Here is a 13,316-nt window from a genome sequence, read left to right as displayed (position 1 = left end):
TGGCCGTGGTTTAGCGGGCGGGCCCCCGCGCGTCCACGGCCCTCGGCCTCAGTCCGAGGCGTCGGGCTGCAGCGGCGCGGGGCTCCGATAGCCGCTGACCGCGTCGCCCGCGCCGGGTGGCAGAGTGCGGAACACCAGCACCGAGGACAGTGCCACGAGGCCGATGGCCGCGAAGGCGATCGCGAAATCCTGCGCCTCGGGGACGCTGCCGCCGCGCCCGATCATCACGAGCTGGACCAGCGCGGCGCCCAGCCCCACGCCCAGCGTCAGGAAGAGCTGCTGGGCCGTGCTCGACAGGCTGCTGGCCTGGCTGACGCGCCGGTCGGGGATGTCCGCGAAGGCAAGGGTGTTCACGCTGGTGAACTGCAGCGAGCGGAAGAAGCCGCTGACCAGCAACAGGACGAAGATCGCGGCGGGTGGTGTATCGGGGCGCAGCAGGCCGTAGGCCATGATCAGCAGCCCGCTCAGCACGGCGTTCCCGACCAGCACCGGACGGAAGCCGAAGCGGCGAAGGATCGACGGGGCGGTCGCCTTCATGGACAGCGCGCCGACCGCGCTGGCCAGGGTCAGCAGTCCGGAATCCAGCGGCGACAGGCCGAAGCCGAGCTGCAGCATCAGCGGAAGCAGGAGCGGAATCGCGCCGATGCCGACGCGGTACACCGCCCCGCCCAGGATGGCGACGCGGTAGCTCGGGATCCGGAACAGGTCGACGGGCAGGATCGGCCGCGTGACCCGCCCGGCATGCCTGACATAGAGAAGCAGCAGCCCCAGGCCGAGCGCCGCGATCGCGGCCGTCGCCGCGGGCGGCATCAGCCCGCGCCCGACGGTCTCCACCGAGAGGACCACCAGGGCGAGGCCGAGGCCGCTGAGAATCCAACCCATCAGGTCGAAGGGAGGCGGATCCTCGGTGCGGTCGTCGGGGACGAAGGCATAGGCGAGTGCGAGGCCGGCGAGGCCGATCGGCAGGTTCAGGTAGAAGATCCAGCGCCACGAGGCATAGGTCGCGATGAAGCCGCCCAGCGGCGGGCCGAGCACCGGCCCCATCAGCGCCGGCAGCGTCACGAAGGCCATGGCGCGCACGAGGCCGCTGCGCGGCGTCGAGCGGATCAGCACGATCCGACCGACCGGCGACATCATCGCCCCGCCGATGCCCTGCACGGCACGCGCCGCGATGAGCTCGACCAGGCTGCCAGCTTGGCCGCACAGGGCCGAGCCCAGGGTGAAGATCACGATGGCGGCCATGAACACGCGCCGGGCTCCGTACCGGTCCGCCATCCATCCGCTCAGCGGGATGAAGACGGACAGGCTCAGAAGGTATGCCGTGATCGCGCCACTGAGATGGAGCGGGCTGGCGTGCAGCGCCTCGGCGATGGTCGGCAGCGCCGTCCCGATGATCGTGGAATCGAGCTGCTCCATGAACAGCGCCGCCGCGATGATATAGGGGACCAGCAGCGGCTTCTCGGCGGATCTCAAAGCAGAACTCGTCTGGGCGGAACTCGTCCGGGCGGAACGCGCCTGGCCGCACGCCATGCGAAGCGTCAGGGCGGCCGATCATGCGCCCGACGGCGCCGCGGGAGGACTGCGCATTGGTCTTGGGTGCCCGGCGGAAGGCGTATGGGCAGGCGGTCGGTTCTCGGCAACGCCCGATCTACGGGCTGCGCCGATGCGCAAACAGGCAGCGGAACATCTTTTCGCTGTCCCGACAGGAACGCGACCGAAGATTGCAACCACTGTTCGGCGGAAGACGGCTAGGCTCCAGCCATTGATTGCACTTGTAGGCAGCCATGGACTTCACCGACATCGCAGCGAGATGCCGCGACGCGATCCAGGATCTGCGCGGCCTATCCGGTCCCGAGACGGCCGGAGAGCGTGCACAGCTCGCGCGGACGATCCGCACCCTGCGCGCCGCCATCCACGCCATGCCACGGCGGGGCGGGGCGCCCTTGCGCGCCGGCCCGCCCCCTCGCCAGCTCCGCGTCAGTTCCGGCGCGTGATCCTTCCCTCGATAGCGGGCGCGACCGGTCCGTGGGCCTTGATGTAGTCGGCGACCACCATCTCGATGTTCGGGCCGTAGTCGTAGGCGTTGCGGCCCGCCGCGAAGACGGCGTAGCCGTCGCCGCCCGTGCGCATGAAGTTGTTGGTCGCGACCTTGTAGGTGGCGCTGGGATCGAGGGGGGCATAGCCGCCGGACGTGCGGATCTCGACCGAGCTGATGCGGCCGCCCTCGGGCTTCGCCGCGTCGAATGCGAAGCGCATTCCCGCTACCTGCGGGAAGCGGCCGGTACCCGACGCGTTGGGGTCATGGGCGCGGCTGACGCCCAGCTCGAGCGCCTTCAGCAGGTCGGCCCCGCTGAGCTCCACCGTCGCAAGCGTGTTGGAGAAGGGCAGAACCTCGATCACCTGTCCCATGGTGACCTGGCCTGCTGGAATGCTGGTACGGATGCCGCCGCCGTTCATGATGGCGACCTGCGCCCCGCGGCTGCTGGCGCCCCAGAGCAGCGCGTCGGCGACCAGGTTGCCGATGTTGCACTCGGTTGCGCGGCAGGCGGCGGCCTGGAGCTCGACGGTTGCCTCGCCCACGGGCTGCCTGCGGAGCTGGGCGAGCGGCACGCTCAGCTCCTCCACCTTGCTGGCGACCTCCGGGTCCTTGGCGATCCCGGGGGACAGCAGGATCGGCTTTCCCTCCCAGCGGACCGGCACCCCGGCATCGTCGAAGGTGACGTCGATCTGGCCGAGATACAGGCTGTAGGCGGCGGCCTGGACGACGAGCGACGGCGCGCCCGAGGGCGACTTCACCACGGTGGGGTAGGGGCCGCCCGCCTTGGCGTTGCCGGTCTCCAGCAGCGTGTGGCTGTGCCCGCCGACGAAGACGTCGACGCCATCCACCTGTGCGGCAAGCTTCAGGTCCTCGCCGTAACCGACATGGGTCAACGCGATGATTCGCTTCACGCCGCGGGCGCGCAGCGTGTCCACAGCCTTCTGCAGCGCCTCGGCCTCGGGCGCGAAGCTCACCGTGGGGCCCGGGGTCGAGGTGATCGGGGTGTCGACGGTGGTGAGGCCCACGACGCCGATCCGGCCGTCAGGCCGGTCGATGATCGTCCAGGGCTTGTACTTGCCGCGGAGCTTCGGCTCGCGCCTGGTATCCAGGTTGGCGCTCAGCACCGGCCAGGGCGCGTAGTCGAGATAGGGCGCAAGGCCGCCGGGCCCATCGTCGAACTCATGGTTGCCCAGCGTCTGCGCATCCGGCTTCAGCATGGACAGGATCGTCTGCACCGCGCCCGACTTGTAGAAGGTGTAGTAGAGCGTGCCCTGATACTGGTCGCCGGCATCGAGGAACAGCGAGTCCGGAGTGCGCAGCTCGCGCAGCTTGGTCTGGAGCCGGGCGGCCCCGCCCAGGCATTTGTTTTCGGCCCGGTCCTTGTCCGTGCAGAAGGATCCCTGGGAGGTCGTCTCGTCGTAGCGCGCATGCACGTCGTTCACGTGCAGGATCCGCAGCGTCGTCTCGGCCGAGGCCGTCGCGGGCAGGCCGGCGAGAAGAGCCAGGATCGGCAGGGACTTCAGCGGGGTCATGGGCGGTCCGGCTTCCTGTTCGAGGGGCCGCCCCCAGGGGGTGTCCGGGCCTGGGCCCGGCCGCCCGCAGGAGGCGTGGGAAAGAGCTAAAAGCATCTTTGCTGTCCCCGCAAGCGGGCCCCGGGACCGTGTTACGGCTATCACCATTTTCAGCCTCCCGGTTGCCCCGAGCCCAACCCGACCTCGCGCGGCCATGATGCGATGGCGCCCGGCGCGCTCGCCGTGATCGAGGGGCGGAGCAGCGGCGATGCCGAATCCGGCGCGCGGGGCGCCCGCCCGCCAGGGCCCGGTCTTGACCCGCGCCATCGGAGCACCAGCTTGTCTGAGATGCAGACCATGGATCTTGCGCCCCGCCCCACGTCCGGCCCTGCCGCCCAGGTCGCGGCCTTCGTCGCCTTCCTTGTGGCCGTGGCCGTGGCCGGCGCCATCGGCTCGGCGGCGACGCTGCCATCGATTCCGACCTGGTATGCGGGGCTCGTGAAGCCCGGCTTCACGCCGCCCAACTGGCTGTTCCCGCCGGCCTGGACGGCCCTTTACGTGCTGATGGCCGTATCCGCATGGCTCGTCTGGCGGCAAGGCGGCCGGGTGCCGGTGCGCGGCCCGCTCGCCGCATGGGGCATCCAGCTCGCCCTCAACGCCCTGTGGTCGGTGCTGTTCTTCGGCCTGCACAGGCCCGGGCTGGCGCTGGTCGAGATCCTGCTGCTGTGGGCCGCCGTCGCATGGACGCTGCTGTCCTTCCGTGCTGTCAGCCGGCCGGCCGCCTGGCTGCTCGTGCCCTACCTCCTGTGGCTCAGCTACGCCGTCGCTCTGAACGCGGGCGTCTGGCTGCTGAACTGAATGGCAGCCTGCGAGCCGCGCTTCGCCTGGACATCGGCCCGTCCCGCGTCCGGCATGGCGCCGGAGCCGCGGGACGGGGCCTAGGGGGTCCAGGCCGGGGCGACCAGCCGCCGCCGGCCGTCCTCGGTGAGCATCGCGCCGGGTTCGTCCAGCGCCTGGCGGTCCCACAGCCGGCAGGTCACCGCCTTGTGCATCTGGTCTAGGCCCTCGCAGTAGTTCGTGTAGGCGCAGACCCTGACCGTATCGCCGCGGCCCAGCCGCACCTTCAGGAACCAGTCCGGGTCGGCCAGCGCCTGGCGGGCCAGCGCCACCAGGTCGGCCTCGCCGCGCCGCAGGATGGATTCGGCCTGCTCGAACCCGTGGATGCCGCCGGCGACGATCACCGGGGTGGTATGGCCCGCCCCGCGGAGCCCGGCGCGGATCCGCGCCGTCGGATCCAGGTTTCGGCCGTAGGGCCCGCGGGCGTCGGAGATGAACTGCGGCATGCACTCGTATCCCGAGGGGCCGGTATAGGGATAGGCCGCGGCGCCGGGCTTGGGCTGGGCCGCATCCTCGAAGCGCCCGCCCCGCGAGGTCGACAGGAAATCCATTCCAGCCTCGGCGAAGCGGGCGGCGAACCAGGCGGCATCCTCCACGGTGCCGCCGCCGGGGATGCACTCCTCGGCCAGGAAGCGGCAGCCGACCGCGAAGTCCCGCCCGACCCGCTCACGGACCCGGGCATGGACTTCCAGCGGCAGGCGGACGCGGTTCCCCGGCGGCCCGCCATAGCCGTCGGGCCGGTCGTTCCGCGCCGACAGGAACGAGGCCATGGTGTAGGCATGGGCGTAGTGAAGCTCGACGCCGTCGAATCCCGCCTCGCGCGCGCGCCGCGCCGCCTCGGCGAAGAGCCCGGGCAGCACCCGCGGCAGGTCGCGCACATGCGGCAGATGCATGTCGGTCACCCGCTCGCGATAGCCCATGCGCAGGGTCTCGCGTTCCCGTTCGTCCAGGACGGCCTCGGCTTCAGCGGCCGGCATTTCCAGCAGGCGGCGTCGCACCGCCTCCTCGGGCCAGTCCCGCGCGCCGAGCGCTTGCCGGTGCCGGTCCGTGACCGCCAGATGCGACAGGAAGAACTTCTCGGGCGTGGGGCGCCGCCGGATCGCCAGGAAGTCGATGACCTGGATCAGCAGCCGCGTCTGCCCTTCCGACGCGCGGCGCACCGTCGCGGCCAGCTCGGCCAGCCCGGGAACGAAGCGGTCGTGCCCGATGCGCAGCAGCGGCCCCGATGGCACGTCGCGGATCCCCGTGGCCTCGACCACAATGGCGCCGGGGCGCCCGCGCGCCAGGCGCTCGTACCAGGCCAGGACCCTGGGTGTGACGAACCCTTCGGGGCTCGCGCGCCAGGGCACCATGGCGGGAACCCAGGTCCGCTGTGCAAGGGCCAGCGGCCCCAGCGCCACGGGCTGGAACAGGAGGGACGCGGCGGCCTCCTGCGCGTCGGGCCAGCGGCCCGGGCGGGGCGGGTGCTCGATCCGCTCGGGCGGTCTCCACATCCCTGGGCGGCCTCCGGCACGATACTTCAAGCTTAAAACATCATCACGAAGCTAACCACGCGGATGGGGCGCCCGTCCAGCGGCGAAGCGGTAGACCCGTCCCGGCGCGAGGCATGGGCCAGGTGGCGGCAGGGGATCGCGAGTGGTGTCGGAACGGGCGGGGCGGGGCCGACGGATGGGGAAGCGGCGCCTCGAGCGCCGCGGGAGCAGGGCAGCGTGGCGGCGTGCCGCTCAGACCCGGATGTCGAGAAGCTGGCCGCGACCTGTGCGTTCCGCCTCGGCCTTGCGCGCCCGGTCCTCGGCGGCGGGATCGGTCTTCGGCTCGGACGACGGGTCCGGCAGGCCGGCGCGCGCCTGGGCGGCCGGCGAGATCGCCGCGAAATCGGCGGGCGAACGCATCACGTCGGTGATGGCGGACATCGCTGGTACCCCCTCGTCCAATGCACCGACTTTAAACCTTTTCCCGGGAATCGCAACCCGGGCGGGGCGCCGCACGTTCCCCATCGGGGATTCGAGGCAGGGAGCCGGTGCATGGACGGCGGAGGGGGTGTGCAATCCGCGCCGCGGAGCGAGGTAGCGTTCCTGCGCAAGGTCCTGATCGTGGCCGGCGTGGGTGCCGGCGCCTTCGTGCTCTGGCTGGTCCGGGACGTCATTCTCCTGGCGATCGCGGCGGTGGTGATCGCGACCCTGCTGGTCGCGGCATCCGAGCCGTTCCAGCGCTATGCGCGGCTGCCGCGGCGCTGGGCGCTGCTGCTCAGCGGCACGCTGATCCTGCTGGCCCTCGCGGGGATGGCACTGCTCGTCGGCGCCGAGCTGCGCGAGCAGGTGCACGAACTTGTCGACCGCCTGCCTGACGCCGCCCGGACCATCGAGGAGCGCCTGGGCTTCCCGCTCATCGGCGATCTTCCCGATGCCTCCTCGGTGCGGGAGCTGGTCTCGGGCGACCTGGCGAGCTGGATGCTCTCCTACGGGACGACCCTGCTGGGCGGGCTGTCGGGCATCGTCCTGATCGCGATCACCGGTGCCTTCCTGGCCGGCGACCCCAGCGAGTACGTGCGTGGCGCCGTTAAGCTCTTCCCCAAGGCGCAGCAGGCGCGCGTCGAGGGGGCGCTGGCGGATTGCGGGCGCGCCCTGCGCCTGTGGCTCATCGCGCAGCTCGTCGCCATGGCGATCGTCGGCCTGCTGATCGGCGTTGGCGCCTGGGCGGTGGGGCTCCCGGGCCCGCTGGCGCTCGGCCTCTTCGCTGCGCTGGCCGAGTTCGTGCCGGTGATCGGGCCGATCGTGGGCGCGGTGCCTGCCCTGCTGCTGGCCCTGACCCAGGGCCTCGGCCCCTTCGCCTGGACGCTCGGCCTGTTCCTGGCGGTCCAGCAGCTGGAATCCAATGTGATCACCCCCATTCTCGAGAAGCGCATGGTGTCGCTGCCGCCCGCCCTGCTGGTGCTTTCGGTCGCGGCCTTCGGCGCGCTGTTCGGCATCATGGGCGTGATCGTGGCGGCCCCGCTGACCGTCGTCTGCTTCGTGCTCGTGAAGAAGCTCTACGTGCGCGAGACCCTCGGCGAGGCGACCGAGGTGCCCGGCGAGCGGCGCTGAGGACCGCCGCCTCGGCCGGGCATCTCTTTCGCGCCCGACCGACGGCACGGCACATGCATCCCTGGCGGCCAGTCAGTCGGCAATCAGGGGGGATACCGCCGTGACCATCATTTCCTCGGGCCAGGGCCCGTCAGTCTTGGGACTGCGGCGGCTGGACACAAGTCAGATACGTGCCGTCCCTTCCTCGGAACTGCCCGACAATCTCTACACCCGGCTGATTGCCAGCCAGACAGCGCTCCTCGAGCACAAGTATTCGCAGCCCCCAGATCTGTCGGATAGTCCGGCATATAAGAAGTATGCTCGCGTGGTTGTGAGTGGGAAGGTCGTGGCCGAACTCGATAACAACGGAATTCTAGCGACGTCGAATGCCCTTGCCACCAAGCTCAAGAGCCTGCCAGGTGACGTGAACGGCGTGACCGGGCCGATCCTTGCCCAGGCCCGGGCGGAATTTATTGCCCGGCAGCTCGGGGGCGAGATCGAGAAATTCCCTACCGCCCTGACGCAGTCAGCCTACAACGCCATCGCGAAGCCTGTGGCGCGGATCGATCGGGCGGCCATGGAGCGGGATCCCATGTTCCAGCAGCTCCAGAAGACGATCTCGGCGCGGACCCTTTATCTCGCACAGCAGGGCGGGGCGGCCTGAACGTCGCAGCCCTGGCCGGCGCCGCGGTCAGGAGGGGGCCTCCTGGCCGCCGCCCGCCGCCCTCCGCGACCGGGTCCTGAGAAGCTGGTCCCGTCCGGCGCGGTACTGCACGGGCCAGGGCTGCGCGTCCTGGCCGAGCTGCGCCGCCGCATGCAGCGTCCAGTACGGGTCGGCGAGGTGAGGACGGGCCAGCGCGCAGAGATCGGCCCGGCCCGAGGCGATGATCGCGTTCACATGGTCGGGCTCGATGATGTTGCCGACTGCCATGGTCGCGATCCCGGCCTCGTTCCGGATGCGGTCCGAAAACGGCGTCTGGAACATGCGCCCGTAGACCGGGCGGGCGCGGGTCGAGGTCTGGCCCGCCGAGACGTCGATCAGGTCCGCGCCGGCCGCCGCGAAGGCGCGCGCAACCGCAACCGCGTCCTCGGGGCCGATGCCGTCCTCGCACCAGTCCGTCGCCGAGATCCGCACCGACATCGGCCGCTCCACGGGCCAGGCGGCACGCATGGCGGCGAAGACCTCAAGAGGGAAGCGCAGGCGGTTCTCCAGGCTGCCGCCGAATTCGTCGGTGCGCCGGTTCGTCAGCGGGGTGATGAAGGCCGAGAGCAGATAGCCGTGGGCGGCGTGCAGCTCGATCATGTCGAAGCCGGCTTCCACCGCCATCAGCGTCGCGCTTCGGAACTGCGAGACCACCGCGTCCATGTCGTCGCGGGTCATCTCGCGCGGGATCTGGTTCGCCGGGCTCCAGGCGACGGGCGAGGGGCCCATCACCGGCCAGTTGCCGGTCTCCAGCGGCAGGTCGTAGCCGTCCCAGCCGCGCCGGGTCGACCCCTTGGGCCCGCTATGGCCGAGCTGCAGACAAATCCGCGCGCCGGTGTGATCGTGCACGAAGCCCGTGATCCGCTGCCACGCCGCGACGTGCTCCGGCGCGTACATGCCGGTGCAGCCCGGGCTGATCCGACCCTCGGGGGAGACGCAGGTCATCTCGGTCACCACGAGGCCGGCGCCGCCCTGGGCGCGTGCTCCGAGATGGACGAGATGAAAATCTCCGGGCGTGCCGTCGACCGCGCTGTACATCGCCATGGGCGAGACGACGACGCGGTTCGCGAGATCCATGCCGCGCAGCCGGAACGGCGTGAACATGGGGGGAACCGGCTCGGGCGCGGATGCTCCGGCGCGCGCGGCGAGCCAGCATTCCACCTGGTCGACATAGCCGGGGTCGCGCAGGCGGAGGTTCTCGTGGCTCACCCGCTGGCTGCGCGTCAGCAGCGAATAGGCGAACTGCTCGGGCTCGAGCGCGGCGTAGCGCGAGACGTTCTCGAACCATTCCATGGAGTTGCGCGCGGCGGACTGCAGCTTCAGCACCTCGACCCGGCGCTCCGCCTCGTACGCGCGGAGCGCCGCCGGCACGTCCCCCGGCCGCTCGCCGAGGATGCGGGCGAGGGCGATCGCGTCCTCGAGCGCCAGCTTTGTCCCCGAGCCGATGGAGAAGTGCGCCGTGTGGGCCGCGTCGCCCATCAGCACGATGTTGTCCTTGACCCAGGTGCGGTTGGAGATGCGCGGGAAGCTGATCCATTCGGAGCCGCGCAGGTGCCGGCTGTTGGCCATCAGGCCCTGGCCGTCGAGCAGCTCGGCGAAGTGCCGCTCGCAGAAGGCGATGCTCTCGGCCGTACCGGTCCTGTCCAGGCCGGCGCGCTGCCAGGCTTCGCGGGTCGTCTCGACGATGAAGGTCGAGGTCTCCCCGTCGAAGCGGTAAGCATGGGCCTGGAACCAGCCGGCGTCCGGCACCTCCACGAAGGCGAAGGTGAAGGCGTCGAAGAGCCGGCGCGTGCCCAGCCAGATGTAGCGGTTGGGCCTGACGTCGATCTCGGGGAGGAAATGGTCGGCATGGCGGCCGCGCGTCCGGCTGTTCACGCCATCGGCGGCGACGATCAGGTCCGCATCCGGGAACTGGTCCGGGTCCGCGACCTCGGTCTCGAAGACCAGTTCGACGCCGAGCTCCTGGGCCCGGCGCTGCAGGATCGTCAGGAGCTGGCGGCGGCCGATCCCGCAAAACCCGTGCCCGTGCGATCGGATCCGCGACTTCTTGAAGTGGATGTCGATCGCGTCCCACTGGGCGAGGCTCGCGATGATCTCCTGCTTGGTCGGCGGATCCGCCGAGGCGAGGTTCTGCAGCGTCTGGTCCGAGAAGACCACGCCCCAGCCAAATGTGTCGTAGGGGCGGTTGCGCTCGTAGACCCGGATATGGTGGGCCGGGTCCGCCTTCTTCATCAGGATCGAGAAGTACAGCCCAGCCGGCCCGCCGCCGATGCAGACGATCCGCATGCCCGATCCTCCCACCCTGCCGACCGGGGATAGTTTAAGCCTGAAATATCCTGCGACAAGGAGGAAAGCTGCGCCCACGACGGGCGACCAGCGATCGGCAGCGGCATTGGGGCCCAGCCTGTCAGTCCGGCTCGTCCTCGTCCTCCGCCATGACGGCGTCGATCTGCGTCTCGAGCAGCTCCACGACCTGGTCCGGGGTGTAGCCGATCTCGCGCGCGAGCTGGGCGCCGACCTCGTAGATCGCGCTCACCAGGATCGGCAGCGGCAGGCCCCGGACCTCGCCCTCGGCGACCACCATGCGGAGCTGCGGCACCAGCAGCTCGGCCCAGGCCGCGGCGGCCTCGTGCTCGTCCATCGCCCCGTTCATCTTCGTGCTCGTCTCCTCATGCCCAAGCCATATGGACCGTGCCGGCGGCCTATAGCCGAACGGACCGGCCTTGTCGCGGGGCGCGGTGAGTCTCCCCGGCAACACCCTGCGGCGACGTGCTTGCGGCTACCACTTCGGCGTGGACGCGGGACTCGGCCCTGGGCAGCATCCGGTCCTCCGACATTCGAGGACAACCATGGCATCGCGCAGGCCCGCACCTCCCCCGTCCAACCACGAGCTCCATGCCCGCCGCTTCGCCGCCGCCGTGGCGCGCGGCGTGTCCCGCGACGCGCGGCCCCTGCCGGAGCCGACGGAGCTTCCAGGCGGCCTCCTCGCCTTTCCCGAGGTCGTCAGCTACGCCGCCGAGGACGGCACGCTCTCCCCGGTCCCGCCGGCGGGCGAGGGTGCGCGCTACCGGGCGGTGGTGCATGACGTCGCCATGTACGACCGGCTGGTCTCCGCCGGGGCCATCGGCCCCCGCAGCTTCTGGAGCCGCTGAGCGTCACGCGGCACGGCCGGGAAGGGCTCTGCCCTCCCGGCCGGCTCAGTAGCGCGCGCCGCCGGCGCGCCGGACCAGTGCCTTGTAGTCCTCGTCGATGCGCTTCGCGCGCCGCCGCCGCACCAGGTGGAGGATGTAGGCCACAGCGAGCGCCGCCAGCGCGGCGAGGGACGCAGCGAAGACCGCCGCGGAGGCCATCAGCGCGGTCGGGATATCCATGTTCAGCGCCCCATGCTCCGTTCGGCGCGGGCATGTGCGCGGATGCAGGCTGGCAGGCGGGAGGAGACGGCAGCGGATGCGGTCGGCTTCCGGGACACGTTGGCGGCTCCGAAGGAATGGGGGCGCCAAATTGCCATTCCGGCCGCGTGCCGAGCGGGGCAAGCGCGTGACAAAGCGCTTGGCGCCCGCGCACCCGCCGAGGTCGCGTCGATCAAGGATTTCGACGCGCCCCAAGGACACCGGCAAGGGTGGTGCCGCCTCCGGTTCTGGCAACCAGAACGGGCCGGCCGCCGTTTCCAGCCTGAGCGCCGTGCTTCCGGCCCGGCGCGGATGGCTCCGGAACGGTGTGCGATGCGGTTCGTCGACCTGGTGACGCGGTCTGTCTTCGCTCTGGTCAGCCTGATTCTGATGCTGCTCGCCGCCGCCCTGATCGTGTCCGGCGCCGGCGACGTCCTGACCGTCTTCGGCGCGGGCGGAGGCGCGCTTGGCTCTGCGCTGCTGGAGGCCGTCGGCTACACGATCATCGCGATCGCCATCTTCGACGTGGCCAAGTACCTGCTGGAGGAGGAGGCCATCCGGGGCCGCGAGCTCCGGCATGCGGGCGAGGCCCGCCGCAGCCTGACCAAGTTCATCTCGACGATCACGATCGCCGTATTCCTCGAGGCGCTGGTCGCCATCTTCGAGGCGGCGAAGCAGGACATGGCGATGATGCTGTACCCCACCCTGCTGCTGTTCTGCGGGGTCCTGCTGGTGGTCGGGCTCGGCATCTACCAGCGTCTCAGCGCATCGGCCGAGGCGGAGATCGGCGGCGCCCGGGAAGAGGCCAGGGACGAGGCCGAGGCGGAGGCGGCGCGGCAGGAGGAGGAGGGCGCGCAGCAGGGCGGCCGGGTCGGGCGCCTCGCGGGACACTGAGCGCGCCGCTCGCGGGCTGGCCTTAGCCGATCTCGGCGAGCAGTCGCCGGAATTCCGGAAGCCAGCCGAGGCCGTCCTCCGTCCGCCCGACCGGCCGGTACTCCGCCGAGACCACGTCGTCGTACCGGGCCGCTCCCAAGGCGCGCAGCGCCGCAGCGAAGTCCAGTCCGCCGGTTCCCGGCTCGTGGCGACCGGGCGCGTCTGCGAACTGCACGTGGCCGATCCGAGGCCCCGCGCGCCGGACCGCTGTCTCGAGCGAAGGCTCCGTCAGGGCCATGTGATAGAGGTCGAACTGCAGGTGCAGGTTCGGATGGTCCGCCGCCGCGATGGCCTGGAGCGCGTGATCGAGGCCCGTCAGGAGGAAGCCCGGCACGTCGATGGGGTTCACGGCCTCGACCTGCACCGCGATGCCGGCTTCGCCGAAGCGATCGCCCGCGGCCCGCAGGTTGGCGGCAAGTGTCCGCATGACCCGTGCGTCGCCCATATCCGGCGGCCGTCCGGCCAGGACGTTCACCTTGCGCACGCCCAGCGGGCGCGCGTAGCTCAGGCACAGATCGACCGCCGCGCGGAACTCGGCCTCGCGGGATGGAAGCGACGCCAGCCCGACCTCGCCGGCCGCGAGATCGCCGGCGGGAAGGTTGATCAGGACCAGCGGCAGGCCCGCATCCTCGGCGGCGGCGCGCAGGGCGTCGACGGGCTGGTCATACGGGAACTGGATCTCGACCGCATCGAAGCCGGCCGCCGCGGCCGCGGCGAAGCGACCGGCGAGCGGGCGCTCCGTGAACAGCATGGACAGGTTCGCTGCGATCCGCATGCGGGTGC

At 70.9% G+C, this 13,316-nt stretch carries 14 protein-coding genes; 6 read left to right on the top strand and 8 right to left on the bottom strand.

The window, feature by feature from the left end:
- Positions 1-48 precede the first annotated feature (48 nt).
- Positions 49-1,473, bottom strand: a complete 1,425-nt coding sequence (locus JUB13_RS17560) for a DHA2 family efflux MFS transporter permease subunit (protein WP_236025026.1) — start codon at positions 1,471-1,473, stop codon at positions 49-51.
- A gap of 311 nt (positions 1,474-1,784) precedes the next feature.
- Here JUB13_RS17560 and JUB13_RS17555 point away from each other — a divergent pair, with 311 nt between their 5' ends.
- Positions 1,785-1,994, top strand: a complete 210-nt coding sequence (locus JUB13_RS17555; RefSeq protein ID WP_207481272.1) for a hypothetical protein — start codon at positions 1,785-1,787, stop codon at positions 1,992-1,994.
- Here JUB13_RS17555 and JUB13_RS17550 read toward each other — a convergent pair.
- Entirely contained in the window at positions 1,978-3,570 is a 1,593-nt protein-coding gene (locus JUB13_RS17550) for a bifunctional metallophosphatase/5'-nucleotidase (protein WP_207481270.1), read from the bottom strand. The two genes, JUB13_RS17555 and JUB13_RS17550, sit on opposite strands and share 17 nt — an antisense overlap.
- Before the next feature lie 327 nt (positions 3,571-3,897).
- On the opposite strand from JUB13_RS17550, the gene JUB13_RS17545 reads away from it, so the two are divergent.
- Complete coding sequence (locus JUB13_RS17545; RefSeq protein WP_207481439.1) at positions 3,898-4,407, top strand: TspO/MBR family protein; 510 nt, start codon at positions 3,898-3,900, stop codon at positions 4,405-4,407.
- A gap of 80 nt (positions 4,408-4,487) precedes the next feature.
- On the opposite strand, the gene JUB13_RS31415 is transcribed toward JUB13_RS17545, so the two are convergent.
- Together JUB13_RS31415 and JUB13_RS17535 are read right to left on the bottom strand one after the other, a co-directional pair.
- A complete protein-coding gene (locus JUB13_RS31415) occupies positions 4,488-5,939 on the bottom strand; it encodes an oxidoreductase (RefSeq protein ID WP_236025025.1) in 1,452 nt (483 codons plus the stop codon).
- A gap of 231 nt (positions 5,940-6,170) precedes the next feature.
- Positions 6,171-6,359, bottom strand: a complete 189-nt coding sequence (locus tag JUB13_RS17535) for a hypothetical protein (RefSeq protein ID WP_207481269.1) — start codon at positions 6,357-6,359, stop codon at positions 6,171-6,173.
- 129 nt (positions 6,360-6,488) lie between these two features.
- Here JUB13_RS17535 and JUB13_RS17530 point away from each other — a divergent pair, with 129 nt between their 5' ends.
- Positions 6,489-7,529, top strand: a complete 1,041-nt coding sequence (locus tag JUB13_RS17530; RefSeq protein WP_207481268.1) for an AI-2E family transporter — start codon at positions 6,489-6,491, stop codon at positions 7,527-7,529.
- A gap of 100 nt (positions 7,530-7,629) precedes the next feature.
- Positions 7,630-8,172, top strand: coding sequence for a hypothetical protein (locus tag JUB13_RS17525; protein ID WP_207481267.1), 543 nt, complete (start codon positions 7,630-7,632; stop codon positions 8,170-8,172).
- A gap of 27 nt (positions 8,173-8,199) precedes the next feature.
- Here the strand turns inward: JUB13_RS17525 and JUB13_RS17520 are convergent, their stop codons facing one another.
- Both JUB13_RS17520 and JUB13_RS17515 read right to left on the bottom strand, forming a co-directional pair.
- Positions 8,200-10,497: a bifunctional salicylyl-CoA 5-hydroxylase/oxidoreductase gene (locus JUB13_RS17520; RefSeq protein ID WP_207481266.1), complete on the bottom strand. Its 2,298-nt coding sequence runs from the start codon at positions 10,495-10,497 to the stop codon at positions 8,200-8,202.
- A gap of 121 nt (positions 10,498-10,618) precedes the next feature.
- Complete coding sequence (locus JUB13_RS17515; RefSeq protein ID WP_207481265.1) at positions 10,619-10,864, bottom strand: hypothetical protein; 246 nt, start codon at positions 10,862-10,864, stop codon at positions 10,619-10,621.
- A 196-nt stretch (positions 10,865-11,060) separates the two neighbouring features.
- On the opposite strand from JUB13_RS17515, the gene JUB13_RS17510 reads away from it, so the two are divergent.
- Positions 11,061-11,363: a hypothetical protein gene (locus JUB13_RS17510; RefSeq protein ID WP_207481264.1), complete on the top strand. Its 303-nt coding sequence runs from the start codon at positions 11,061-11,063 to the stop codon at positions 11,361-11,363.
- A 45-nt stretch (positions 11,364-11,408) separates the two neighbouring features.
- Here the strand turns inward: JUB13_RS17510 and JUB13_RS17505 are convergent, their stop codons facing one another.
- Positions 11,409-11,582: a hypothetical protein gene (locus tag JUB13_RS17505; RefSeq protein ID WP_207481263.1), complete on the bottom strand. Its 174-nt coding sequence runs from the start codon at positions 11,580-11,582 to the stop codon at positions 11,409-11,411.
- A gap of 351 nt (positions 11,583-11,933) precedes the next feature.
- Between JUB13_RS17505 and JUB13_RS17500 the strand changes: the two genes are divergently transcribed.
- Positions 11,934-12,494 carry a hypothetical protein gene (locus JUB13_RS17500; protein ID WP_207481261.1) on the top strand — a complete coding sequence of 187 codons (561 nt, stop codon included), beginning with the start codon at positions 11,934-11,936 and terminating at the stop codon, positions 12,492-12,494.
- A 22-nt stretch (positions 12,495-12,516) separates the two neighbouring features.
- On the opposite strand, the gene JUB13_RS17495 is transcribed toward JUB13_RS17500, so the two are convergent.
- Positions 12,517-13,308: a hydroxypyruvate isomerase family protein gene (locus JUB13_RS17495; RefSeq protein WP_207481259.1), complete on the bottom strand. Its 792-nt coding sequence runs from the start codon at positions 13,306-13,308 to the stop codon at positions 12,517-12,519.
- Positions 13,309-13,316 lie beyond the last annotated feature (8 nt).

The organism is Arenibaculum pallidiluteum (genome assembly GCF_017355985.1).
Taxonomy (GTDB): Bacteria; Pseudomonadota; Alphaproteobacteria; order Azospirillales; family Azospirillaceae; genus Arenibaculum; species Arenibaculum pallidiluteum.
Note: the sequence above shows the minus strand (reverse complement) of the source record. Positions and strands in the feature narration are given on the sequence as shown.